The 24,301-nt window shown below is 70.8% G+C and carries 16 protein-coding genes and 1 pseudogene; 8 read left to right on the top strand and 9 right to left on the bottom strand.

Features of this window, described 5'->3' with window-relative positions:
• Together AAC134_RS20275 and AAC134_RS20270 are read right to left on the bottom strand one after the other, a co-directional pair.
• On the bottom strand, positions 1–851 hold an 851-nt coding region (locus AAC134_RS20275), incomplete at its 3' end, for an NAD-dependent epimerase/dehydratase family protein (RefSeq protein WP_339950952.1).
• A 320-nt stretch (positions 852–1,171) separates the two neighbouring features.
• Positions 1,172–2,140, bottom strand: coding sequence for a hypothetical protein (locus AAC134_RS20270; protein ID WP_339950951.1), 969 nt, complete (start codon positions 2,138–2,140; stop codon positions 1,172–1,174).
• 272 nt (positions 2,141–2,412) lie between these two features.
• On the opposite strand from AAC134_RS20270, the gene AAC134_RS20265 reads away from it, so the two are divergent.
• Positions 2,413–3,087, top strand: a complete 675-nt coding sequence (locus AAC134_RS20265; protein WP_339950950.1) for a recombinase family protein — start codon at positions 2,413–2,415, stop codon at positions 3,085–3,087.
• 145 nt (positions 3,088–3,232) lie between these two features.
• Here AAC134_RS20265 and AAC134_RS20260 read toward each other — a convergent pair whose 3' ends face one another.
• The 3 genes from AAC134_RS20260 to repA all read right to left on the bottom strand — a co-directional run bounded on the left by AAC134_RS20260 (position 3,233) and on the right by repA (position 7,518).
• Entirely contained in the window at positions 3,233–4,600 is a 1,368-nt protein-coding gene (locus AAC134_RS20260) for a UDP-glucose/GDP-mannose dehydrogenase family protein (protein ID WP_339950949.1), read from the bottom strand.
• Between the two features lie 637 nt (positions 4,601–5,237).
• Positions 5,238–6,338, bottom strand: coding sequence for a plasmid partitioning protein RepB (gene repB / locus AAC134_RS20255; protein ID WP_339950948.1), 1,101 nt, complete (start codon positions 6,336–6,338; stop codon positions 5,238–5,240).
• Between the two features lies 1 nt (position 6,339).
• Entirely contained in the window at positions 6,340–7,518 is a 1,179-nt protein-coding gene (repA, locus tag AAC134_RS20250) for a plasmid partitioning protein RepA (RefSeq protein WP_339950947.1), read from the bottom strand.
• Between the two features lie 387 nt (positions 7,519–7,905).
• Here repA and AAC134_RS20245 point away from each other — a divergent pair, with 387 nt between their 5' ends.
• The 4 genes from AAC134_RS20245 to murB all read left to right on the top strand — a co-directional run bounded on the left by AAC134_RS20245 (position 7,906) and on the right by murB (position 12,565).
• Positions 7,906–8,952: a replication initiator protein A gene (locus tag AAC134_RS20245; RefSeq protein WP_339950946.1), complete on the top strand. Its 1,047-nt coding sequence runs from the start codon at positions 7,906–7,908 to the stop codon at positions 8,950–8,952.
• A gap of 188 nt (positions 8,953–9,140) precedes the next feature.
• Positions 9,141–10,091 carry a sulfotransferase gene (locus tag AAC134_RS20240; RefSeq protein WP_339950945.1) on the top strand — a complete coding sequence of 317 codons (951 nt, stop codon included), beginning with the start codon at positions 9,141–9,143 and terminating at the stop codon, positions 10,089–10,091.
• Between the two features lie 107 nt (positions 10,092–10,198).
• The gene (locus tag AAC134_RS20235; RefSeq protein WP_339950944.1) at positions 10,199–11,557 is read left to right on the top strand and encodes an oligosaccharide flippase family protein; all 1,359 of its coding nucleotides are present in this window, start codon (positions 10,199–10,201) and stop codon (positions 11,555–11,557) included.
• A gap of 9 nt (positions 11,558–11,566) precedes the next feature.
• Positions 11,567–12,565 (top strand): UDP-N-acetylmuramate dehydrogenase, encoded by a 999-nt coding sequence (gene murB, locus AAC134_RS20230; protein ID WP_339950943.1) that lies wholly within the window; start codon positions 11,567–11,569, stop codon positions 12,563–12,565.
• Between the two features lie 62 nt (positions 12,566–12,627).
• On the opposite strand, the gene AAC134_RS20225 is transcribed toward murB, so the two are convergent.
• Positions 12,628–13,641, bottom strand: a complete 1,014-nt coding sequence (locus AAC134_RS20225) for an endonuclease/exonuclease/phosphatase family protein (RefSeq protein WP_339950942.1) — start codon at positions 13,639–13,641, stop codon at positions 12,628–12,630.
• Positions 13,642–13,834: 193 nt separating this feature from the next.
• Between AAC134_RS20225 and AAC134_RS20220 the strand changes: the two genes are divergently transcribed.
• Positions 13,835–15,166 carry a hypothetical protein gene (locus tag AAC134_RS20220; RefSeq protein WP_339950941.1) on the top strand — a complete coding sequence of 444 codons (1,332 nt, stop codon included), beginning with the start codon at positions 13,835–13,837 and terminating at the stop codon, positions 15,164–15,166.
• A 106-nt stretch (positions 15,167–15,272) separates the two neighbouring features.
• On the opposite strand, the gene AAC134_RS20215 is transcribed toward AAC134_RS20220, so the two are convergent.
• Together AAC134_RS20215 and AAC134_RS20210 are read right to left on the bottom strand one after the other, a co-directional pair.
• Entirely contained in the window at positions 15,273–17,606 is a 2,334-nt protein-coding gene (locus AAC134_RS20215) for a right-handed parallel beta-helix repeat-containing protein (RefSeq protein WP_339950940.1), read from the bottom strand.
• A gap of 547 nt (positions 17,607–18,153) precedes the next feature.
• The gene (locus AAC134_RS20210) at positions 18,154–20,733 is read right to left on the bottom strand and encodes an Ig-like domain-containing protein (RefSeq protein ID WP_339950939.1); all 2,580 of its coding nucleotides are present in this window, start codon (positions 20,731–20,733) and stop codon (positions 18,154–18,156) included.
• Positions 20,734–21,475: 742 nt separating this feature from the next.
• Here AAC134_RS20210 and AAC134_RS20205 point away from each other — a divergent pair.
• Together AAC134_RS20205 and AAC134_RS20200 are read left to right on the top strand one after the other, a co-directional pair.
• Positions 21,476–22,744: a UDP-N-acetylglucosamine 1-carboxyvinyltransferase gene (locus tag AAC134_RS20205; protein ID WP_339950938.1), complete on the top strand. Its 1,269-nt coding sequence runs from the start codon at positions 21,476–21,478 to the stop codon at positions 22,742–22,744.
• A gap of 94 nt (positions 22,745–22,838) precedes the next feature.
• Positions 22,839–23,906 carry a glycosyltransferase gene (locus AAC134_RS20200; RefSeq protein ID WP_339950937.1) on the top strand — a complete coding sequence of 356 codons (1,068 nt, stop codon included), beginning with the start codon at positions 22,839–22,841 and terminating at the stop codon, positions 23,904–23,906.
• A 123-nt stretch (positions 23,907–24,029) separates the two neighbouring features.
• On the opposite strand, the pseudogene AAC134_RS20195 reads toward AAC134_RS20200, so the two are convergent.
• Positions 24,030–24,301, bottom strand: a pseudogene (locus tag AAC134_RS20195) (UDP-glucuronate 5-epimerase); the annotation flags it as partial.

Below are 24,301 nucleotides of genomic sequence, written 5' to 3'. Positions count from 1 at the left end.
GAGTTGCCGATGTTGAACACCCGGTGCGGCGCCCAGGAGCGGCCGGGGTCCGGGGCCATCCGGTCGAAATCGGGATCGGGCCGCGGCGGGCGCGGGACCAGGCGCAGCACCGACTCCACGATGTCGTCGACATAGGTGAAGTCGCGCAGCATGTCGCCGTTGTTGAACACCTTGATCGGGCGGCCCTGCAGGATCGCCTCGGTGAACAGCCAGTAGGCCATGTCCGGCCGCCCCCAGGGCCCGTAGACGGTGAAGAAGCGCAGCCCCGTCGAGGCCAGCCCGTAAAGGTCGGCATAGGAATGGGCCATCAGCTCGTTGGCCTTCTTGGTCGCCGCATAGAGGCTGACGGGATGATCGACGCTGTCCGAGACCCGGAACGGCGTCTTGCGGTTGCCCCCGTAGACCGAGGACGAGGACGCATAGACCAGATGCCGCGTCCCCACCGCGCGGCAGCCCTCGAGGATGTTGAGAAAGCCCGTCAGGTTGCTGTCGGCGTAGGCGTGGGGGTTCTCGATCGAATAGCGCACCCCGGCCTGCGCGCCCAGATGCACCACATGGGCGAAGCGATGCTCGGCGAAGAGCGCCGCGATCCCCTCGCGGTCGGCCAGGTCCAGGCGGCGGAAGTCGAAGCCGGCCTCGGGCAGCAGCCACTCCAGCCGGCCGTGCTTGAGGGCGGGATCGTAATAGGCGTTGAGATTGTCGAGCCCCACCACCTTCTTGCCCGCCGCCAGCAGCCGCGCGGCCACGAAGGCCCCCACGAAGCCCGCCGCCCCGGTGACCAGCACCGGCCGGTCGTCGGGCAGGGCATCGGCCCACTGCTGGGGCGGAAGGGCGGTCCGGGGAGGGGTCATGCGGCGTCCTCGTGGCGTCTGTCGCGGATCGGCGGGAGGGGGCGGGGGTGCGAGGGGCGGGGCGCGGGGGCGAGGCGCGGGCGGCGGGGCCCCAGGCTCCGATCATACCCCCCGCCCCGCGCCCGTCGATGCGGCGCGGCCCCCCGGACCCGCGGGCGCCCGGCCAGGAGTTCAGGACCGCCCCGCAGTCCAGGCGCCCGGGACCACGCGTCAGGCGGCCTGGCGACGCCCCGCAGACCTTCGCCCTTCGCGGACGGCCTCGCCCCCCCGCCCGGCGGCCAATCCTCGAGACCGGCGGGCGGCGCCTGCCCCGCGACCGGTCAGAACCCGCAAACCCCGTTGCTCAAGTCGCTTCCAGGATTGGCAAAGGCGTCCACCACCCTGAGGAATTCGGGCTGATCCTTGTTGTAGGCTTCGGGCGGGATCTGCGCCCGGCAGGCCTCGATGATCACCAGGGCCCGGAAGGACTCGCAGCTCGCCCCGGTCACGTGGGGAATGGCCTGCGCCGACTCGCAGTCATAGCGGGCGGCAACCTCGCGGGACTGAACCTCGTAGGGATGGTCGCCGATATTGTAACCCTGCTGCACCGAGACGGATCGCGACGCCATCGCGTCGCTCGCGTCGCCCTGCGCCAGACCGCCCTGCGCCGGGCTCGGGGCGGGCGCGGCCGCAGCCGGCTCGGTCCCGGCATAGCCCGCCTCTCCGATCGCCTGGAAGATGTCGAGCGGGGCGCGGCGGGCGTCGGCGACCTCGGTGTAGACCTCGGTCAGCCGGCCCTCGAACGCGGTCATCATCGAGGCGTAGAGGCGTTCGGCATTGCGCCGCTGCTCAGGGGTCTGATGCCAGACCCCGCTCATGAAGCGCCCGCTGCCGGTGGCCTCGATGCTCACGCGCTGATCGTCGTAGAAACTGGCCTGGCCGAGCAGGGCCTCGCCGTCCGGCCGATCCTCGCAGGCGGTCGCGCCGCCGGAGACGCGGCGGCAGCTCGTCACCGCCGCTTCGGCGCCCGGCATCGGCGCGCAGGACTTCGCTTCGCAGAGGGACCAGGTCACCGCCCGAAAGCTGTTCATGTCGGTCGCCGGGCCGGAGCCGAGGTATCCCCCGTCGGTCAGATGGATCTCGACCAGCTCTCCCTGGTCCACTCTTGCTCCGGGCGCGACGACCCCGGCGCCCGCGGCGAGCGCAGCGCGGTGAGAGGGATTGGCGACCTTGGTCTCGAGCGGGTCCACTTCGCACCCGGCCAGCGACAGGACGCAGGCGCCCGCGGCGAGCATGTTCGGCGTCTTCATCGATCTCTCTTCTCAAACCAGACGGATTCTTCAGAAACTGCATTCTCTATAAGCACAAATCCGGGGAGAGGTCACCGACGCGCGCCTCATGCGCCCGATCCGAAGGCGCCGCGCCTCTCGCCCGCGCCCGGACCGGCCTGCCGCCCTGCTGGCTTCGAGGGCCCGCGCAGGGCCAGGTTCAGGACGGCCGCCGTTCGCTTCCTACAGCAATTGAACGGGCCCCGCCCCGCCTGCTATGCCAGCCCTCAAGCGAACGGCGAACAGGAGCCCCGATGACGGTCCACGGCTACGCCCGGGTCAGCACGATCGAGCAGGCCGAGGGCGGCCATTCGCTCGCCACCCAGCGCCAGACGCTGGAGGGGTTCGCGATCTCCGAGGGCCTGGCGCTCGAGCGGATGTTCACCGACCGCGGGGTCAGCGGCTCGAAACCGCTGGCCGAGCGGGCGGCGGGCGGGGCGCTGCTGGAGGCCCTCGCCCCCGGGGACGCGGTGTTCTGCGCCAGGCTCGACCGGATGTTCCGCTCCGCCTCCGACGCGCTGACCACGCTCGAGGCGCTGAAGGCCCGCCGGGTGCGGCTGTTCCTCAAGGACATGGGCGGGGACGTGACCGGGACCGGGGTGGCCTCGCTGGTGTTCTCGATCCTCGCCGCCGTCGCCCAGTTCGAGCGCGAGCGCATCGCCGAGCGCATCGCCGAGAGCCGCGCCCGCCTGCGCGAGGGCGGCCGCTATGTCGGCGGCCGCATCCCCTTCGGCTGGCGGGTCGAGGACGGCCAGGACGAGGAGGGCCGCCCCGCCCGCTTCCTGGTCGAGGATCCCGCCGGCCAGGCCGTCGTCGCCCGGATGCGCGCCCTGCGCGCCCAGGGCGCCAGCCTGCGCGCGATCCAGGCCCGCCTGGCCGAGGCGGAAACCCCCGCGGCCCTCGCCACCATCGCCCGGCTGGTCCGCTGAGCGGCCCCGCGCCGGCCGCCCCTCGCCCTCCCCGCCCCTCACCCGCCCCGCGACGCCCGCCCCGGACGCGAAAGGCCCCGCCGAAGCGGGGCCTCCTGAGGCCCGCAGGGCCGAGGCGGGGGAATGCCCGCCTTGCGGGCGCCGCTTAACTGGAGGGGGTCAGCTCCCCGGCCGGCGCCGCCGCTGCGGGCGCGGCGTCGGCCCGCCCGATCGAGACGTAGCGGAAGCCCAGACCGGCCAGATCCTCGGGGTCGTAGACGTTGCGCAGATCGGCAAAGCCGTCGCCGCGCATGCCGGCCTTCAGGCGCTTGAGGTCGAGCGCCCGGAACTGGTTCCACTCGGTCAGCAGCACCACGGCGTCGGCGCCCTCGGCGGCGGCATAGGCGTCCTCGGCCCAGGTCACGCCGGGCAGCAGGGTCTCGCCCTCCTTGCGGCCCTCGGGGTCGGTGACCGAGACCTGCGCCCCGCCCCCGACAAGCGCGGGCACGATGGTCAGCGAAGGGCTGTCGCGCATGTCGTCGGTCTCGGGCTTGAAGGTCACCCCCAGCACCGCGATCTTCTTGCCGTTGGCCTTGCCGCCCAGCAGGTCCAGCACCTTGTCGATCATCCGCCGCTTGCGGCGGTCGTTGACGTCGATGACCGTCTCGACGATGCGCATCGGCGCCGAGTGATCCTGCCCGATGCGGGCCAGCGCCGAGGTGTCCTTGGGAAAGCACGAGCCGCCGTAGCCCGGCCCCGCGTGCAGGAACTTCGAGCCGATGCGCCCGTCCATGCCGATGCCCTTGGCCACCGCCTTGACGTCGCCGCCGACCTTCTCGCACAGGTCCGCGATCTCGTTGATGAAGGTGATCTTGGTCGCGAGGAAGGCGTTGGCGGCGTATTTGATGATCTCGGCGCTTTCGAGGGAGGTGATCATCACCGGCGCCTCGCGCAGGCTCAGCGGGCGATAGATCTCGCGCATCACCTGCTCGGCGCTCTCGGAATCCACGCCGCAGACCACCCGGTCGGGGCGCATGAAGTCCTCGATCGCCGCGCCCTCGCGCAGGAACTCGGGGTTCGAGGCGACCTCGAAGGGGCACTCGCGCCCGGTCTCGGCGAGGCGGGCGGCGATGACGCGGGCGACCTCGCGGTTGGTGCCCACGGGGACGGTCGACTTGGTGACCACCACCGTGCCGGGGTCGATCACGTCGGCCAGCTCCGCGGCGGCCGCGTAGACATAGGTCAGGTCGGCATGGCCGTCGCCGCGCCGGGTGGGGGTGCCGACCGCGATGAACACGGCCTGGGCGCCCTTCACGGCCTCGGCAAGGTCGGTGGTGAAGCTCAGCCGTCCCGCCTCGACGTTGCGCTTGAGCATTTCGTCGAGCCCGGGCTCGTAGATCGGCACGCCGCCGGCGCGCAGCGTCTCGACCTTGGCGGTCAGCTTGTCGACGCAGACGATCTCGTGGCCGAAGTCCGAGAAGCAGACCCCGGACACCAGCCCGACATAGCCCGTTCCGATCATCGCGATACGCATTCCAGGGTTCCTTCCCGAGCCGACGCCGAAGTCCCCCTCTGGTAAGCCGGCGACCTCGCGGCAGGCAAGCGCGCGCACGCGCCCCCCGCCGGACCCCTTGTCGCGCTGCGACAGGAACGCAAGGCGCCGCGCTGCGACAGGAACGCAAGGCGCCGCGCTGCGACGGGAACGCAAGGCGGCGCGCTGTGCCCGGACCGCGCGGCGGCGCGCCGCCTCGCCGCGGCCGGAGCGAACGGGTCGCCGCGCGCCGCCGCCCACCAATTGACCGGCCGGCCGACAAGCAAAGTTGACAGCTGTCAACTCTCCCGCCTCCCCCCTCGCCCGCGCCCCTCGCAAGGTCCCCCGCGCGCCCGAGTTGACAGCTGTCAACTTTCGCAGGGCAAAGGCCGCCCCGCGTCTCCCCCTCCCGGGATCAGAGTTGACAGCCGTCAACGTCCCGCCTGCGCCCATCGGCAGGCCGATCCTTCCCCGGCAAGACCGGAAAGGCGAGAAAGCGAGAAAGGGCGGAGGGGGCTGGCCCGAGTTGACAGCTGTCAACTTTTCGCCCGCCGAGGCGACGGGCCGCCCGGACCGGGGGCGCGGGCGCGGAGGCATCCGGTCCAGCGAGGCGCCCGGACCGACGCCGAGTTGACAGCTGTCAACTTTCGGAGGGCGCGTCCTGATCGGCCTGCCCGTCGGGCGCCTCCTCCCGCGCCGCGCCGCGCTCTTCGCGCCAGGCGGCGTGAAGGTCGGGGAGGCGGGCGAGGAGCCAGTCCTCGAACCCGTCCGGCGAGGGCAGGGTCAGGGTCGTGCCCCGTGCGCCGCGGCGGGCAAGCGCCAGGCGGCGGCCGTCGCGGGCGCGGATCTCCCGGGGGGCCGGGCGGGGCGCGGGGCTGCGGCCGCGGCGCAGGGCCTGGCGCAGAAGCGCGAGCCCGGCCTCGAAGCGGGCGTCGGGAGGGGCCTCGGGGCCGCGCTCGACCACCACCGGGATCGTCTCGGCGAGATCCTCGACCCCGCTGACGCCCGCGGTCTCGGCGGCCTCGAACAGCTCGGCGAAGGTCAGCCAGCGCGGGCGCCCGACCCCGTGGGCCGAGCCGATCGCCCCGATCAGCGCGCGCGGCAGCCGGTCGGCCAGCGACAGCATCCGCGAGGCGACGGTCTTGTCGATCGACAGCGCCTCGCAGATCGCGGCGCGCTCATAGCCGGCCTCGCGCATCCGGTCGGCGAAACTGACCTTCTCGATGAAGCTCAGGTCCCGGCGGGCGCTGTTCTCCTGCCCCTGGGCCATCACCAGCGCGTCGTCGTCCAGATCGCGCGCCAGCGCCTTGACCCGGATCCCCAGATCCCGCGTCGCCAGCACCCGCCGGCGGCCGTAGACGATCTGCCATTCCCCCTCGATCGCGGGATGCGGACGCACCAGCACCGGAACCTGCTGGCCGTGGGCCGCGATCGAGCGGCGCAGCGCCGCGTCGTCGGCGGGCAGATCCTCGAGCCGGTCCTCCAGCCCGCCGGCGTGGATGGTGTGGGGGTCGAGCTCCATCACCCCGCCCGCCCGCAGCGCCGAGACCGCCGAGGAGATCGCCCCCACGGCCCCCGAGCGCGGACGCGGGGGCCGACCCGGCGCCGCCGAGTTGACAGCTGTCAACTTTTCGCCGGCCGCGGGATCGGGGGACGTTTCCGGCGCCGGCGCCGGCTGCGACTGCGGCGGGGGGGGGGCCATCAGCCCCTCGAGCATCGACTTGCGGTCCTTGCGGCTCATCTCAGCGTCCCCAGGCCTGGCGGATCAGCCCCTCGATCTCGCCGTTGACGGCGTCGAGGCTCTCGATCGCGCGCTCGTAGGTGGCGCGGGTGAAGCCGCTCTTCTCCACCTCGTAGAGGGTCTGCTTGGTCATGCCGGCGTCGGCGATGGCGGTGGATTTCAGCACCTCCGCGGCCAGCACATGCTCGCCAAAGAGGGCGCGCATGAAGGCGACCATCTGGCTCTGCGGCCCGTCGCCGGGCTCGTAGCGGGTCACCAGGTAGCGCAGCCAGTCGTAGGACATGTCGCCCCCCGCCTGGGCCACCACGCCCAGCAGCTCGGAGGTCATCAGCAGGAACTGGCACATCGACATCATGTCGAGCATCTGGGGGTGGATCGTCACCAGCACCGCGGTCGCCGCCGACAGCGCCGAGAGGGTCAGGAACCCCAGCTGCGGCGGGCAGTCGAGGATCACCACGTCATAGTCGCCCTCGACCGAGGCCAGCGCCTCGCCGATGCGGGTGAAGAACGGGGTCGCCTGCTGGCCGCCGCGGGCGAGGATCCGCGGGGTGTCATGCTCGAACTCCATCAGCTCGAGATTGCCGGGGATCAGGTCGAGGCCGGCCACGTAGGTGGGGCGGATGACGCTGCGTAAAGCAACCGGATCCTCATAGCGGATGGCGTCGTAGAGGGTGCCGCCTTCGCCGAGATCGAGCTCGGGCTGCACCCCGTGCAGGGCCGAGAGCGAGGCCTGCGGATCGAGGTCGACGGCGAGCACCCGGAACCCGTCGAGCGCGCATTTCTGGGCCAGATGCGCGGCCGTGGTGGTCTTGGCCGAGCCGCCCTTGAAGTTGGTGACGGCGATCACCTGAAGGTGGTCGCCCTCGCGCCGTCCGGGCAGGTAGGCGCCCGGGGTCTTCGCCCCGCTCTCGAGCATCTCGCGCAGCGCCCGGATGTCCTCGGTCGAGTAGGAGCGCCGCCCGCCCTTGCCGGTCTCGGGCGAGGGGCCGCGGCCCTCGAGGTGCAGCTTGCGCAGGTAGGCGTCGTTGACCCCGAGGAGCTTGGCCGCCTCGCCGGAGGTGAAGCGGCGCATGGTCTTGCGGGAGTCGGGGGCGAAAAGCTGGGCGCGGTGGGCCTGCAGCCGGGCGGACAGCGCCCGCGCATGCTCCGCGACCAGCGCGTCGATGCGGATCTGCTCCATGCTCTGCCTCGGATGCGGGCCCGGTCGATGCCGTTACGCCCGTCGTTCGTTGTTACGGCGCAAAGCGTAACTTCGGGGGCTCGGCCGGGCAAGCGGGAAGCGGAGCGGCGGTCTCTGGGTGTTATATATGGGTTAAATATAGTGTTACGCCTGTGGATAACATGTGAAAGTCTTTGAATTAGTTGAAAAATTTTGGAGGCCGTGACTCCAAAGGACCAGTCGGGCGACTCCAAACCACCAGTCGAGCGACTCCAAAGGACCAGTCGGGCGATGATAGACCACTCGGGCGTTGATGAACCACTCGGGCGATGATAGACCAGTTGGGCGACGAAGAACCACTCCGCCCCGGCTCCGCCGGGGTCGGCGACGCGCAAGGGGAGACCCGCGATGACCGCGCCCGCGATCCCGGCGGCGACCAGCCCGCTCGACCCCGACCGCTATCCGCAGGGCGATTTCTTCATCTGCGATATCCTCGACGCGGCGCCCAAGGGCGACATGGCGCCGATGGAGCATCCGATCTTCTCGCTCTCGACCCGGCCCGAGCGGCGGCGGCGGCGCTACGAGAACGGGCGCAACTGGATCGAGGTGCGCCCCTCCGACGAGGGCCTGGCCACGATCCACGACCGCGACGTGCTGATCTTCTGCATCTCCCAGCTGGTGGCGGCGATGAACGACGGGCGCGAGCCCTCGCGCTATGTGCGGTTCAACGCCTCGGATCTGCTGCGGGCCACCAACCGGGCCGGGGGCGGGGCGGGCTACGAGCGGCTGCAGGCGGCGTTCGCGCGGCTGCAGGGCACTCAGATTGTTACCAATATCGTCACCGGCGGGCAGGAGATCACCACCGCGTTCTCGCTGATCGACCAGGTGAGGATCGTGCGCCGCACCGACGGCGGGCGGATGGTCGAGGTCGAGGCCAAGCTCTCGGACTGGACCTGGAACGCGATCCGCGCCCATGAGGTGCTGACGCTGCATCGCGATTACTTCCGCCTGCGCCGCCCGCTCGAGCGGCGGGTTTACGAGATCGCGCGCAAGCATTGCGGGTTGCAGCCCGAATGGCGGATCTCGCTGGGCAAGCTGCATCTCAAGTGCGGCTCGGCCTCGGATCTGCGGGTGTTCCGCCAGCAGGTGGCCCGGATCGCGGCCGCCGACGCCGAGCATGCCCACATGCCCGATTACGCGGTCGAGCTCGCCGAGAACGACATGGTCATCTTCCGCCTGCGCCGCGAGGCGCCCCTCTATGAGGTCGAGGTCGGCCGCCTGACCCCCGAGACCTACCCCGAGGCCCGGGCGCTGGCGCCGGGCTGGGACGTCTACGCCATCGAGGCCGAGTGGCGCCGCTGGTGCGAGGCCGAGGAGATCGAGCCCCGCCACCCCGACCGCCATTTCCTGAAGTTCTGCGTGAGCTGGTCGGAAAAGCGGGGCCGGCCGCGCTAGAGGCGGTCCGGGGCCCCGAAAACGGCGATCACGCCATGCCGCGCGGCCTCGGGTCGCGGAGGGCGCGCGCCCCGCGCCGCCTATGATGGGGCCAAGGCCCGCGGCCGCTCCCGACCCCCCGAACCGGCGGAGATCCATGCCCCTCGTCCTCCGGCCCCTCGCGGCCGCATCCTTCCGGACCCTCTGAGATGACCGCCAGACCCAACCTGTTCCTGGTCGGCGCGCCGAAATGCGGGACCACCGCGCTGGCGCAGTATCTCTCGGAGCGCGAGGACGTGTTCTTCTGCGCGCCCAAGGAGCCGTTCTTCCTCGCCGACGACATCCCCGGCCTGCGCGAGATGACCTTCCTGCCCGACGAGGCGGCCTATCTGAAGCTGTTCGAGGGGGCCGACCCCGCCCGGCACGCGATCGTGGCCGAGGGCTCGACCGCCTATCTGCGCTCGACCCGCGCGATCCCCGCGGCGCTGGCGATGTCGCCCGAGGCGCGCTTCATCGCCATGCTGCGCGACCCGGTGAAGATCGCCCATGGCTATCACATGGAGCAGATCTACGACCGCAACGAGGATATCGAGGATTTCGAGACCGCCTGGCGCCTGCAGGACGCCCGCGCCGCGGGGCAGGCGATCTCGCCCCACGCCCGCATCCCGGCCTTCCTGCAGTATCATGAGACCGCCTGCATCGGCGACCAGCTGGAGCGCTTCTTCGAGGCGGTCCCCGCCGAGCGCCGCCTGGTGCTGCTGCAGGAGGATCTGCTGACCGCCCCGCGGGAGACCTGGACGAAGGTGCTCGCCTTCCTCGGCCTGCCCGACGACGGGCGGAGCGAGTTCCCGCCGGTGAACCCCTCGCGCAAGCACCGGTTCCCCTGGCTGGCCAACCTGGTGCTGGATCCGCCGGGGCCGCTGAAGCGTCCGGTCTACGCCCTGCGGTCCTGGATGGTGCGCACCCGCCCGCCGATCATCGAGAAGATCAAGGCCTCGCTGCGCAAGGAGCAGGCCCGCGAGGCGCTGAGCCCCGAGTTCGAGGCCGAGCTGCGCGTGCTGTTCCTGCCCGAGGTCGAGAAGGTCGAGGCGCTGCTGGGCCGCGACCTCTCGGCCTGGAAGCCCGGGGCGGCGCAGCCAGGGTCGCAGGCCGCCGGCTGAGGCCCCCCGATCCCGCCCGACTCCGATCCTGACCGTCCGCGACCCCCGCCCGACACCTGATCCGCAACCGGACCGCCGCGCGGTTCCCGAAAGGTTCGAGACCCCCCATGGAGAGCCCGCGGCGCGAGCCCGTCCCTCGATCCCGTTTCGCCCGGCGCGTCGCCGGGATCCGCGCCCGGCTGACCGCGCGCCTGGGCGGGGGGGGATCCGGGGGGGTGCTGCGCGGCATGGCCACGCTGGCGCTTGGCGCAGGCATGGCCCGCGCGGTGGGGCTGGCGGCGATGCCGCTGCTGACCCGCCTCTATTCGCCCGACGAATACGGGGTGCTGGCGGCCTTCACGGCGATGGTGCTGATGCTCACGCCGCTGACCACGCTGTGTTACGGCATGGCCCTGCCGCTGCCCAAGCGCGACGAGATGGCGGTCAACCTGCTGGCCCTGACGCTGGGCGTCGGGGTGATCGGCACGGCGCTGATCGCGCTCGCGCTGTGGGCGGGGGGGCCGTGGTTCCTGCGCCTGATCTCGATGGAGGCGATGATCCCCTGGTGGGGGCTGCTGCCCGTCGCCCTGCTGGGGGCCAGCGTCTTCGAGACGCTGACCTTCTGGGCCACCCGCGCGCGCACCTACCGCGCCATCGCCCGCGCCCAGGTGGTGCAGACGCTGCTGGGGGTCGGGGCGCAGATCCTGCTGGGCCTCGCCGGGCTGAAGCCCGCGGGCCTGCTGATCGGCCACACCCTGCAGCGGGGGGCGGGCTCGTTCACCCTGATCGCCCCGTTCCGCGGCCGCCTGCGGGCGCTGGCGGGCGAGGTCACCTGGCCCCGTATCCGGATGCTGGCCGCCCGCCACAAGGGCTATCCGCTCTACCGGCTGCCCTCGCAGTTCCTGCTGGCGGCCTCGGCGCAGGGGCCGTTGCTGCTGACCTCGGCGCTCTATGCGGCCGGCGAGACCGGGCAGCTCGGCCTCGCGCTGATGGCGCTCGCGGTGCCGATGAGCCTGTTCGGCCATACCATGGGCCGGGCCTTCTACGGCGAGATCGCCGCCATCGGCGCCCGCCGCCCCGAGCAGGTGCGCGCCCTGACCCATGCCGTGCTCAAGCGCCTGGCGCTGGTCGCGGCGCCCGCGGCGGCGGTGCTGATGATCTTCGGGCCCGAGCTCTTCGCCCTGGTCTTCGGCGCGGAATGGGAGCTGGCGGGGCGGCTCGCTTCGTTGCTCTCGATCTACCTGCTGTTCCAGTTCCTGAGCACGCCGGTCTCCTACATCCTCTATGTCTTCGACGGGCAGAAGCTGCTGCTGGCGCTGAACGTGCAGCGCGCGGTTCTGGTCGCGATCGCCTTCGGGGCGGGGCATGTGCTGGAGATGGCGCTGACCGACACGATCCTGCTGTATTCCGTGCTGATCTCGGCCCATTACGCCGCCAGCATCCTGATCACGCTCCGGAAGATCCCTTCCGGGACCCCGGACCTGTAGGGGCGAGCCATGCGCACCGAACCCGCTTCCACCGCCCCCGCCCTGCTGTCGGAGCTGGAGCGGCTGTGCCCCGGCGGCGTCTTCCAGGGCGTGCCGCTGGCGCAGATCTCCCGCTGGCGGATCGGTGGCCCCGCCGACCTGGTGCTGCGCCCCGGCAGCATCGAGGAGCTGGCCGCCCTGCGCGCCTTCTTCCACCGCGAGGGCCTGCCGCATCTGGTGATCGGGGCCACCACCAACCTGTTGTTCTCCGACGCCGGCCTGCGCCCGGCCTGCATCCAGATCGACCAGCGCATGGCCGGGATCGAGGCGGTCTCGCAGACCGAGATCGACGCCCAGGCCGGCGCCTGGGCCCCGCGCGTGGCCCGGGTCGCCATGCAGATGGGCCTGACCGGGGCCGAGCATGTCTGCGGCATCCCCGGCACCATCGGCGGGCTGGTGTGCATGAACGGCGGCAGCCAGCGCAAGGGCATCGGAAGCGCGCTGGTCGAGGCGGTTACCGTCGACGAGACCGGCGCCATCGGGATCCGCCGCCCCGAGGACTGCGGCTTCGCCTATCGCCGCTCGGTCTTCCAGGACAACGGCGAGGTGGTTGCGGCCGCCCGCCTGCGCTTCGAGCCCGTGGAGGAGGCCGGGCGCACCCGCTCCGAGGTGCGGCGCGAGATGCTCCGGATCATGGCCGACCGCCGCCGCAAGTTCCCCCAGAAGGAGCCCAACTGCGGCTCGGTCTTCAAGAGCAACCCGGCGATGTACGACGACATCGGCCCGCCGGGCGCCGCGATCGAGAAGCTGGGCTTCAAGGGCCGTCGCATCGGGGGGGCGCTGTGCTCGCCCCACCACGCCAATTTCGTGGTCAACACCGGCGCGGCCACCGCCCATGACACGCTGGCCCTGATCACCGAGATCCGCGACGCGGTGCTGGCCTCCACCGGCTACGAGATGGAGGTCGAGGCCCGCTACGTCGCCCAGGACGGAAGCTTCCACCCCGCCCTGCTGCCCGCCGAGGCCTGAGGCGGGCGCCCCCGCCCGGCGGGCATGGCCCCGACCAGGATCCGTCCCTTCCGGGCCTCGCCTCAGGGCGGCGGGGCGGCCGTCAGGCGCAGCGTGGCGGCCAGGCCGAGATGGTCGCTTCCCGGAATCTCGATCGTGCGCACGCTCTCGGCCGCCAGCCCGGGGCGCGTCAGGATATGGTCGATCGGCAGGCCTCCGGGCACGAACCACGCGCCGCCGCGTCCCCCCGCCCCGCCCCGATAGGTGCCCAGGGCGCGATGCCTGCGGCGCAGGCCGGCCCGATCGCTCAGCTGGCGCAGGGTCCGGGACCAGGGCGCGGCGTTGAAATCGCCCATCACCGCCAGCGGCCCGTGGATCGCCGCCAGCCGCGCGGCCAGCGCCTCGACCTCTGCGCCCTGCGCGCCGGTTCCCGGCCAGTCGAGATGCGCCGTCGCCACCGTCAGCGCGCAGGGCCCGCCGGGATCCAGCGTCGCGACGGCATGCTTGGGTCCGATCCCCAGATGGCGCGCCAGGAGCGGCCGGCGCGAGAGCAGCAGGGGCCCCGCCGCCGCCGTTCCCGTGTCGACCTGCAGTCGGTGGGGGTAGCGGCGAAACAGCGGCCCCTGCGGCGCGCGCAGGCGGGCCGGCGGTTCCTGAAGGACGAGAAGGTCGGCGTCGAGGTCGAGCAGGACCCGGGTCGCCGCCTCGGCGGATCGGTTCCACTGGAACAGGTTCGCCGTCACCGCCTTCAGCGGCGGACAGCCGCCGCTTTCCCCGTCCCGACCGGCCGGCGCGGACAGGGCCGCGCCAGGCGGAGGGACCGGCTCGGCATGGAAGAGCTCGGGCGTCGCCGCCAGGGCCCCCAGCGCGCCCAGCCCCATGGCCAGGGCGAGGCCCCGGTCGCGCGAGACGAGCAGAGCGGGCGACGCCAGCAGCGCGAGCGCGATCGCCTGCCCGCGCAGCGCCGAGATCCCGTCCATCGTCGAGCCGGCCGGAAACGCCTCGGGCAGGAGGCGCGACAGGAACCCGGCCAGGAGCGTCGCCGCGGCCAGGCCCGCGAGGCCGCGCAGCGCCAGGCGAATGATCTTCCCTGTCAAGGACGCCCTCCCGCGATGGTCGACGATCCGCGCGGCCACGGCGTTCGGTCGCCTTCGCAACCCGCGGCGCCCATGCTAGCACTCGATCCCAGTGGGGCTGAGAGCCCGATGGCGATCTCGGCCGCCCTGGATCAGGGACCCAAGGGGGCCCGGCCTTGTGGGCCGACCGAACATCCTTAGGAGAGCGTGCGCAATGACCTATACGCCGCAGTCCGGATACCTCGGGCCCCCGGAGCTTGCCGTCTATGACGCCCGGACCGGCCGGCGGCGCGGCGCCTGGACGCTCGGGGCCGTGCTTCCGGTCATCCTCGCCGTGGTCATCGTGGCCTTTCCCAAGGCGGGCATTCCGGCCGGCGGCATTCCGTTCAATTTCTCGACCCTGATCGGGCTGCCCCTGGCGGCGCTCGGCTGGCTCTACGCGCTGGGCAACCTGCGCCGCCCGATCGACATGATCGGCGGGATGCTGATCTTCGTCGCCCTGGTGCTGTGGACGGGCGGCTTCCTGTTCGCCATCACCCATCACAATATCCCGCTGCGCGACATCGCGATGATGATGTTCGCGATGGCCGCGGTGTTCGGCCTGGGCCTGGCGCCTCTGTTGCGACGCATGCCCGAGGCGGCGATCCGCTCTGTGCGCTTCATCCGCTATGCGGTGATCTTCCTGCTCGCCTACGCGATGCTGCAGATCGCGTTTGGCGCCGACGCCGTCGCGATCAACTACGTGACCGCGATTTATGGCGCAGATTTCGAAGAGGTCCTGAAGAAGCACAACATTCTTCACGGACTGGATACCTACAAGATCTTTGCAACCTATCAGAACGGAAACATGTTCTCGATAGGCATCATCCTGACTTTCCCGCTGGCCCTGCACAGCCTGAGAACCCTGCCTCAGAAACTGATCCTGTTGGCGCTGTTCAACATCGTGATCGTCTACACCGCCAGCTTTTCAGCCTACGTGGGCGCGTTGGTGATCAACGTCATGTTCTTCGTGACCCATCAACGCCGCGTCGCCGTCTATCTTCCCGCCATGGTGCTCGCGGCCGCCCTGGGGGGCTGGCTCTATGTCGGCCAGCTTTGCAGCGGCGCAACGAACTGCGCGCTGGTCAATCTGCTGACCAGTCGCGCGATCAATCGCAACCTCTCGGAGAATGAACGCTGGGACAAGGTCAGCAACTGGTTCGGCAGTCTGGATGACTCGCCGCTGACCCTGCTCGTGGGCGAAATCTACCAGACCGGCCCCACAATTCGGGAAGTTTTCGTGTTCAGCGTGGCGCAGAACTTCGGCGCCATTGTCCTGATTCTTATGCTTGTCTTTATATTTATATACCTGAGGCCGCTTCGGGTCCGCTTCTACAAGGCGGGGTTTTACGCCTACATGATCTCGTCGTTTGGAGAGAGCGCCTTCTGGGCCACGCCGACGGCCTTCATCATCGGCATCCTTCTCGCGATCATCTACGTCCTCGACTCGCAGGAGGAGGAGCAGGCGGCGCAGGACCTCCTCTCCGACAGGCGCTCGACCGCCTGAGGGGGACGGTCGCGCCGCTGCAGGGTCTGCGAAGACCCCGCGGCGGCGCGCCCCTGCCCAGAGATCGCTCCCCGGCTCCGATGACCCCGGCTCCGATGACCGCCGCTCAGGCGGAGACGCTCCCGAAGTCTGCAACGCTCGCCGCCGCCCGGGCGATCCGCCGCCAGACCGCGCCGTCGGCGGTGGTCGGGTTCTGGGCCCCGCCCGCGCCGGGGCCGGACGACCGCATCGCGATATAGATCGCCCCGTCGGAGCCTGTGACCTGGTCGGGGAAAGCGTAGCTTGCGCTGCTCGACCACGGTCCCAGCGATGGGGCCGAACTGTCCGCCCCGGTGATCAGCCAGCCTTCGCTCTGGCCGACGTCCGGCGCATTGTTCAGGCCGCGCGACCCCTTCATGAACACGCCGGACCGGGGCCCGTCGTCATAGGGGGTGATGCGGTCGAAGCGCGAGCTCAGGTTGCCATGATGCTTGATGCGCTGGCGGTAGAGCTGCGCGGAATCCACCACCTTGCCGTCGGTGATGTCGGCCACGACCCCGGCCCATAGACGGTTGTTCAGGATCTCGGTCACATGCAGGCTGTTGTTGTCCAGACTCTCGGTCAGGATATCCGCGAGGAAGCCCCGCGGCTCGCCGGTGTCGACATCGCGCCAGCCGCGGATGTCGTTGCCGCGCACCACCGCGAAGGGCCGCTCCGACGCGCTGGCCGCGGTATGGCCCACGTAGATCGCCGCGAACAGCGAGGTGGGCGTCCAGTCCCAGGCCTCGATCAGGTTGTTCTCCACCCACAGGCCCGACGAGCGGGTCGAGCCGGGATGGCGCAGGCGGCCGGCGGTGATGGCATGCGTCTGGGGATCGCGGGGAAACAGCAGGTGGTTTCCGCGGAAGATGCGGGTGCCGCAGTTCACGTTCAGCGCGTTCACCACCACGTTGCGCAGGACGTTGCCCTCGAAGGTGATGCAGCCGCCGCGTTGCAGGGTGACCTGGCCGATGGCGGAAGGATCCAGCATCTCCAGCACGTTGTTGGCCATGACGATCTCGAAGGCCTCTGCGGTGAAGGACATGTTCTGCTTGACCAGGGTCACGCCCCACGTCGCCGCGTCCGTGATCACCACCGAGTTGCTGGAATAGACCGCGCGCTCCTCGATGAAATAGGGGTTGAAGCCGCCGTTGCGGCAGTTGCGCATGGTGTTCCCGGTGACGGCTATTCCGTCCGACCCTTCGCCGTGGATGCCGATGTCGCCGCACTCCTCCACCGTGTTGCCGGTGCAGGTGATGTCGCGCCCCTGGCTGCCCCAGATCCCCCCCGAGGAGACGCCGGAGACGCGGTTGCCCTGAATGCGGATATTGCGCGCCCAGCGCACCGACCCCACGCCGCCGGACTTGCTGGGGTTGGAATCTCCGCCCCACCACACGATGCCCGAGAACTTCTGGGTCGACTCGCCGGTGTAGCCGCGGATGTCGTTCCCCTCGGCCACCGCGCCGAGCACGTAGCTCAACCTCACCACCGCCAGGTTGGCGCCCCCGTCCGGCGCCGCGCCGTCGCCCTGGCAGATGTTGCCGCGGATGCGCAGGTCATGATTGAGGTCGGCCTCGGTCACGTTGCTCGCGTCCTTGCCAGACTCCGGATAGCAGTGGAACAGGCAGCCCCGGGTCAGCTGGATGCCCTCGACCCGCGCGCCGCGCACCCGGGTGCAGCGCACCGCCACATGCGAGGTGCGCGAGGTCTCGATCCGCCAGTTCAGGACCTCGACATGCTCGGCGCCCAGTTCGAATTCGAAGATCACGGCCCTCGCCGGACCGCGGAAGTCGATGCGGGCGCCGCGGCCGTGAAAGCGTCCGCCGGCGACCGAGACGCCCGAGACCAGGCGATAGGTGGCTCCGGGGGCGCCGACCACCACGCCCCCCGTCAGGGCGGACCATTCCGCCGCCTGGCGGAAGGCCCAGCTGTCGTCGGCGAACCCGTCGCCCTGGGCGCCGAAGACCTCGGGGGGGACCTCCCGGCTGCTCAGCTCCCACCAGGCGCCGTCCGCGGTCTGGAACTTGCCCGGATGGGCGGGCTCCGAGGACGTCCGCAGATAGAACGCCTCCCCCATGTCCCCCGGGGAGCCGTGTCCGAGCAGACGCATGCTGCGCGCCGCCGCGGCGGGGACCAGCGCTTCGGCCAGCTCGCGGGTCGAGACCACCACGTCCGTCGCCACCCGCGCCAGCATCTCGCGGGTGTCCTCCAGGCTCAGCGCCGTGGGCGGGCCGCCGCCGCCTTCGGCGCGGCCCAGGATCACGCCGCCGCTCAGGGCCACCAGCTTGTCGAGCGGCAGCGAGCCCGGACGCACCTCGAAAGCCCCCACGGCGTCGGGGCCCAGCGTGCCGGAGCTGCCGTCGGCCAGCGATCGGCTGGGGGTCGCGGCGCCAAGGGCTGGAAGAGCAAGGAAACGGAGCATGTCGGACCTCGTCAGAAAGGTCCTGTCCTCGCCCTTCCGGTCACGGGCAGAGGAGTCGGGAAGGTTCTGAACGGGCAGGACCGTTCGCAATGGCTCGGAGGGGAAGGCGGCCGCGTCGCCGCCGTCGGAGAAGCTGCGCCGTCTCGAGGAGATCGAGGCCGAGCGGCGAGGCGAAACCTTACGACGACAAGCTTGCCATATCCTTAAGACGACGCGTCGGGCCCTCTCGGCAGACCCTGACCCCGACCTCGGCTCGGGCGGAACGCCCGCGCGCTCGGCCGCAGACGTCTTGGAGGAGTCGGGGCAGTGTTCGGGATCGGATTGCATGGGCGGCCGTTTGCTCGGGATGGCATGCGAATGCCCGGGCAGCCGGCTGAGGCGGCATCCGGCCGCCCGGGATGACGACCTTGTCCAGCTCCGGCCCTGCTCGGCGACGACCTTGCGGGACGCCGCCGGGCTGAGCTCCGCCTGCCGAACCGCGGTCGAAGACCCGGCTCGTCATCCTGATCGGGAGATTCCCGGCCCGGAGGCGTTCACGAGAACAGGATCACAGGAAGTCGGCGGCGTCGATGTCCTCGAGGCTCACGCCCAAGAGCCGCGCCTCGAAACCGCCATCGACGCCGATCAGCAGATCGCGGCCGTCCTCGACCAGGAGCAGGCCCTCGAATCCGCCGTCGAGCCCCTTGATGTGCAGCAGATCGGCGCCTCGACCGAAATCCTCGATCACGTCCAGGCCGTCGCCGGTCGAGATGACGAAAAGGTCGCCGCCCTTGCCGCCCGCCAGGTGATTGTCGCCAGCCCCGCCGACGAGCTTGTCTTGCCCGCGGCCGCCGCGAAGCTCGTCCGCGCCGCCGCCGCCCAGGAGCGCGTCGGACCCCTTGCCGCCGCTCAGCGTGTCGGCGCCCTTGCCGCCGCGCAGCAGGTCGCCGCCGCGATTGCCGGAGATGTCATCCTCGCCGCGACCGCCGCCCGCGACGTCGGCGCCGCGCCCGCCAACCAGCATGTCGTCGCCGGCCCGTCCGCGCAGAACGTCCTCGCCGGCGTGGCCGTAGATCTCGTCGTCCCACCCATTGCCGCGCAGTTTGTCGTCGCCCGCGCCGCCGCGGATCGGGGCCTGCGCCCCCTCGACCTCGATCGAGACCGAGGCCGTGTCGGTCGCTCCCAGCGCGTCGGAGAGCGTATAGTCGAAGGTGTCGACGGCGCTCTCCCCCGCACCGAGCGCGTCGAAGGCGCCGGCGGGATCGTAGAGGAACGAGCCGTCGGCCTGAGGCGTCAGCACGGCGCCGGAGGGCAGCGTGACGGGCGAGAGGCCCGAGACCGGGATCCCCGCAACCTCGACCACGCTCAGCGCATCGCCGTTGGGATCCGAGTCGGCCGCCCCGCCGTTGGCCTCGCGAAAGTCGATGGCCAGAATCTCGTCCTCTGCGATCGAGGCGACGTCGTCCTGCGCGCTCGGCGCGCGGTTGCCGTCGATCACCGAGACCGAGACCGTCTGGACGGTTTCGCCGGCCGCGTTGCTGACCACGTAGTCGAAGGTGGCCAGGCCCACGTAGCCGGCCTGGGGCGTGAACCGCACCACGTCGCCGTCCAGCTCGACCGAGCCGTGCACGGCGTTGCGCACCCCCTCGAAGACCAGCGCGCTGCCCCCGGGGCTGGCGTCGCCCTCGAGCAGCATGGCGACGCTGATTTCGGAGGCCACGCCGCGCTGGGTCAGCGTCGCTTCCGGGTCGGTGACCGGAGGCGCGTCGGGCACCTCGTCGGGATTCTTGGTCAGGGTCAGGCGCACCGTGGCGTGATCGGCGTTCCCCCACCCGTCGGAGACATAGTAGGAGAAGTGGTCGATCGCGGTCTTGCCGATCGCGAGGTCGTCGAAGGCGCCGTTCGTGTCGTAGGAGAAGGTCCCGTCCCGCGCGATCGTGAGCCGTGCGCCCGAGGGCAGCGTGATCGTGGCGGGATAGGACTCCAAGCCCGATATTTGCAGAGAATCTCCGTCGGGATCCGTGTCGGGCCCCGAGCCGTTGTCGGCGAAGACGTTCCCCGAAACCGTGCCGTTGTAGAGCAGCGTGAAGGCGTCGTCCTGGGCGACGGGCGGATCGCCGACCTTGGTCACGTCGATGGAAACGTGGGCCGTCGCCTCGGCGGCGCCGTTCGAGATCACGTAGTCGAAGCCAGCCTCGCCGCGGAAGCCCTCATCGGGGGTGAAGACGACCCTGTCGCCCTGGATCTCGACCGTGCCGTTGCTCGGGTTCGTGATCTCGACGAGGCTGAGGATCGCGTCGAGCGCGCTGACATCGTTGGACAGCAGACTCGCGATGGCGATGGAGAACGGCTGCCCCTGCCCCGTCGAGCCGCTCTCGCCCTGGGCGAGCGGCGGGCCGAAGAATGCGATGTCCTTGCCGTTGATGCGGAAGGTTTCGACGTCGTAGAGGACGGTGGGGCCGGCGTCGGGATCGCCCGGCGTGGTCATCTCGATGCCGCCGTCCTCGCGCAGGACCACCGAGAGGTCGCTGCGCTTGCCCGTGTAGACGAGCACATCCTCGCCCTCGCCGCCGTAGAAGGTGGCGCCGTCCGCGCGGGACCGCCAGCCGAACAGGTCGTCGCCCCCCTCGCCGTGGACGATCATCGAAGAGGCGAGGCCGGTGATCACGTCGTCGCCTTCGCCGGCGTAGACGAGAACCGACTCGGCGTCGCTGGTGATCTCGTCGTCGCCGGCGCCGGCGTTGATGGTCTCGGCATCATACCAGATCAACGTGTCGTCATCGTCGGTGCCGTTGAAGGTGGCGTCCTGCGCCTCGAGATAGGCGATCAGCGCATCCTGGGGGTTGTCGACCTCCGGGCCGGTGAACTCCGCCAGGTCGAGGCTCGCCCCGTCCAGGATCAACAGATCGAAATAGTAGACCGACTCGATCGTGCCGACGACTTTCGTGCCTCCCGCCCCGTCGGGCGCCACGTCGAAGTCACCGTAGGCGGTGAAGATGTAGAGAGGGTCCTCGTAGCGCGACCAGATCTCGAAATATATTTTGTTTGGACTTTCCGGCTCCAGACCTGTGGCGAGCTTCGCATCCAAATTCTTGGCAAAGCGGCGCATTGTATTCAGCCACACGCCCGACTCTATAGTCAGAGACATTCGATCTGCCTTTTACGAAAAGTTAACGAATCAATATTATCGTCTTTGCGCCCCAAGCGCCACGGCGGCCCTCACGGTCCAACCGTCGCGCGCCGCCCGGCGCAGTCGAGGCGTCTCCGGGCGCCCGAACGGGCGGCCGGGACGGGGGAGGCGGACGAGGCCGCCGCTGCTTGCCGCGGCTGATCGGCCTGGCGCTTCAGGGCCTGCGCTGTTCAGGCGAGCCTCTCGACGAGAGCGCCGCGGCGGCTCCGCCGCCGTGAGGCGCGGCGCCGCCGGGCAACCCGGGGCGGTTCGCCGTGGGGCGCGGGGCGGCAGGGACGCAGGCCGTCGTCGTCGCCCGCCTCTGGCGCGCCCTGAAGCTCGGACGCATCCGTCTGCGCCCCGCAGAGGAGGCGCCCGGTCCGGAGCGGCCCCGCTCAAAGATGACGCAGGCAAGTCGCGGACGGTTTCGGGCATACATACGGAGTTCCGTCTCGGCCGGCGCTTGGCACTCCTGCGCCCCCAACCGCGAGGCGGGCGATCTGACGGGCGTCACGGAAGGGGGCGGCGAGGTGTTGGTCCACATGACCCCTCTGAGCGACGGCGGGGCTCCGCCTTCTCCTTGCCTGGGATGGAGGCCGTCAGCCGAAAGCCGGAGCTCCCGTCCGCGAATCCCGATCCGCTTCGATCCCGCCGACCTCCGCCCGCCTCGGCGGCCGGCGCCCTCCGCACGCTCCGAACGATTCCAGCATAGGCCTGCGTCATGAAACTGATCACCTCCGGCCCCCAGGTCCTGAACGGCGACGTCGCGGTCAGCGGCGCCAAGAACAGCGCCACGCGCCTGCTCGCCGCCTCGCTGCTCACCAACGAACCGGTGCGCCTGCGCAACTTCCCCCTCGCGCTCGAGGACGGGAAGGCCAAGATGGCCTTCATCCGCCAGATGGGCGCCTCGGTGATCGAGCGTCCCGAGATCTCCGAGCTCGACATCCACGCCGCCTCGCTCTCCTTCGACCCGATCGAGGATTTCGAGCTGCCGATCCGCACCACCTACCTGCTCGCCGCCGGCGCCCTGGCGCGCGAGGGCCGCGCCCGCGTGCCCTATCCCGGCGGCTGCAAGATCGGCTCGCGCGGCTACGACCTGCACGTGATGGTCTGGGAGAAGCTGGGCTGCGAGGTCGTCGAGACCGAGCCCTTCATCGAGGTCAAGGGAAGCCTCAAGGGCGGGCTGATCGACTTCCCGCTCTCGACCGTGGGCGGCACCGAGAACGCGCTGATGTGCGCCAGCGTGGCCGAGGGCGAGACCGAGATCCGCAACGCCTACGTCACCCCCGAGGTGCACGACCTGATCGCCTTCCTGCGCGAGATGGGCGCGCGGATCGAGCTGGAGGGCGCCAGCCACATCCGCGTCCACGGCGCCGGCGGACCGCTGCGCGGAGCGTCCTACTCGGTGATGCCCGACCGCATCGAGGCGCTGACCTGGATCGTGCTGGGCGCGGTCTCCGGGGGGACGCTGCGCATCGCCAACGTGCCGTTCGACACGATGGAAGTGCCGCTGATCCACCTGCGCGACTGCGGCATCGACCTCTACCGCAACGCCGAGGGGGTGATGATCTCGCCCGACTGCATCGGCAAGCACGGGATCCAGCCCTTCGAGCTGGCCTGCGGCACCCATCCCGGCGTGATCACCGACATGCAGTCGTTCTTCACCTTCCTGGGGCTGTTCGCCAACGGCCGCTCCAAGGTCTTCGACTACCGCTATCCCGAGCGCATCGCCTATGTGAGCGAGCTGGCCCGCTTCGCCCCCGACGCGCTCGAGGCCCAGCCGGGGCGGATCACCACCTACGGGCCCACGCCCCTGAAGGGCGCGCATGGCCGCTCGACCGACCTGCGCGGCTCGATGACCCTGGTGATGGCCGCGCTGTGCGCGCAGGGCGAGAGCCAGGTCGAGGGCGTCGAGATGGCCCTGCGCGGCTACAACAACCTCGCCGACAAGCTCGCCGCGCTCGGCGCCGAGTGCGCCTGGCTGGACTGACGCGCCGGGCGGCGGGCGGATCCGGCGGGGGCGCTTCCCCCGCGGGCCGGCCCGCCGCCTGCCGGCCGCCGTATCCGAACCGACGAGAATTCCCGTGCCCGATCCCCAGGACGCCTCCCTCTCCGATCCCCTTTCCCGGGCGGTCCCCGATCCCGGCGCGGTCGCCGTCTCGGTGGTCTGCGCCTGGTACAACCGGGCCGAGTTCCTGCGCGACTCGATCGACAGCCTTCTCGCCCAGCAGGGGGTCGAGGATTTCGAGGTCGTGGTCGCCAACGACGGCAGCCCCGACCCCCGGGTGCGCGAGATCCTGGACAGCTGGGACGACCCCCGCCTGCGGGTGATCCACCGCGAGAACGGCGGCTTCGTCAACGCCATCCGCACCGCGATCGACTCCTCGCGCGGGCGCTATGTGGCGATCATGGGGGCGGGGGACGTCTGCCGTCCCGACCGCCTCGCCCGGCAGAAGGCGCATCTCGACGCCAACCCGGACCTGATCATGACCGGCTGCTGGTACGAGGACCGCCAGCAGGACGCCTCGGGCGTCTGGCAGGTGGCGACCACCCACCGCAATCCCGCCCCCGCCGGCCCGCGGGACCTGCACGTGCGCAACCCCTACACCCAGGGCGAGACCATGTTCCGCCGCGAGGCCTACGACGCCGTCGGCGGCTACCGGACCTTCTTCAAGAACTCCCAGGACGCCGATCTGTGGCTGCGTCTGATCGAGACGGGCCGGCTGGGCCAGCTCGAGGAGGTGCTTTACGAGCGGCGGATCTTCGCCGACGGCATCACCGGCAACGTGGACAAGATGCTGCGGCAGTCGTTCTATTCCTCGATGGCCATCGAGATGTCGAAGCTGCGCCTGGCCGGGCGGCCCGACCTGGTGGAGCTGTTCGGCGACGACGCCCGCTGGATGCGCCCGCGCACCACGCGCAGCGCCCGGCGCTTCCTGATCGCGGGGCTGGTGCATCGTCACCAGGGCAACCTGGACCGCTCGGCCCTGATGATGGAACTGAGCGCGCGCGAGCATCCGCTTTACGCCGTGATCGTGCGCGCCCTGCGCCTGGCTCTCTCGGCGCCGCCGGCCACCGGGCTCCCGGCCCTGGCGATGAGGGCGGCGAGGCGCCTGTCGCCGGCGGTGGGCCGCTTCACGGTCTCCCGCTGAGCGTCGCCTGCGCTGGCTGGAGACGATCTATGGCAAGCCCGTCGCATTCCGCCAGGGAATCGGGGCGGTCTCGCCTCCATCGGCGGCGGCAAGAGCCACGGCCGATCCGGCGTACAGGCCAGCTCAGCCCGCGTTGCGGCCGCGATACCACTCGACGAAGCGGGGAATGCCCTCCGACAGGGGCGTCTTGGGGGCGAAGTCGACCTCCGCCTCCAGCGCCGAGACGTCGGCGAAGGTCGCCTGCACGTCGCCTTGCTGCATCGGCAGGAACTCCTTGACCGCCTCGCGGCCGGTGGCCTGCTCGATCAGCGAAATCAGGTCCATGAGCTTCTCGGAGCGCGAGTTGCCGATGTTGAACACCCGGTGCGGCGCCCAGGAGCGGCCGGGGTCCGGGG

The sequence above is a fragment of the uncultured Albimonas sp. genome, from assembly GCF_963977235.1.
GTDB lineage: Bacteria > Pseudomonadota > Alphaproteobacteria > Rhodobacterales > Rhodobacteraceae > Albimonas.
The sequence above is the reverse complement of the archived record's forward strand: the minus strand, read 5'-3'. Positions and strand labels throughout refer to the sequence as shown.

What these genes read in the sequence shown, in the direction of transcription:
- AAC134_RS20270 (WP_339950951.1), bottom strand. Translation starts at nt 2,140, where the DNA reads ATGAAGACGCCGAACATGCTCGCCGCGGGCGCCTGCGTCCTGTCGCTG.
- AAC134_RS20265 (WP_339950950.1), top strand. Translation starts at nt 2,413, where the DNA reads ATGACGGTCCACGGCTACGCCCGGGTCAGCACGATCGAGCAGGCCGAG.
- AAC134_RS20260 (WP_339950949.1), bottom strand. Translation starts at nt 4,600, where the DNA reads ATGCGTATCGCGATGATCGGAACGGGCTATGTCGGGCTGGTGTCCGGG.
- repB (WP_339950948.1), bottom strand. Translation starts at nt 6,338, where the DNA reads ATGAGCCGCAAGGACCGCAAGTCGATGCTCGAGGGGCTGATGGCCCCC.
- repA (WP_339950947.1), bottom strand. Translation starts at nt 7,518, where the DNA reads ATGGAGCAGATCCGCATCGACGCGCTGGTCGCGGAGCATGCGCGGGCG.
- AAC134_RS20245 (WP_339950946.1), top strand. Translation starts at nt 7,906, where the DNA reads ATGACCGCGCCCGCGATCCCGGCGGCGACCAGCCCGCTCGACCCCGAC.
- AAC134_RS20240 (WP_339950945.1), top strand. Translation starts at nt 9,141, where the DNA reads ATGACCGCCAGACCCAACCTGTTCCTGGTCGGCGCGCCGAAATGCGGG.
- AAC134_RS20235 (WP_339950944.1), top strand. Translation starts at nt 10,199, where the DNA reads ATGGAGAGCCCGCGGCGCGAGCCCGTCCCTCGATCCCGTTTCGCCCGG.
- murB (WP_339950943.1), top strand. Translation starts at nt 11,567, where the DNA reads ATGCGCACCGAACCCGCTTCCACCGCCCCCGCCCTGCTGTCGGAGCTG.
- AAC134_RS20220 (WP_339950941.1), top strand. Translation starts at nt 13,835, where the DNA reads ATGACCTATACGCCGCAGTCCGGATACCTCGGGCCCCCGGAGCTTGCC.
- AAC134_RS20215 (WP_339950940.1), bottom strand. Translation starts at nt 17,606, where the DNA reads ATGCTCCGTTTCCTTGCTCTTCCAGCCCTTGGCGCCGCGACCCCCAGC.
- AAC134_RS20210 (WP_339950939.1), bottom strand. Translation starts at nt 20,733, where the DNA reads ATGTCTCTGACTATAGAGTCGGGCGTGTGGCTGAATACAATGCGCCGC.
- AAC134_RS20205 (WP_339950938.1), top strand. Translation starts at nt 21,476, where the DNA reads ATGAAACTGATCACCTCCGGCCCCCAGGTCCTGAACGGCGACGTCGCG.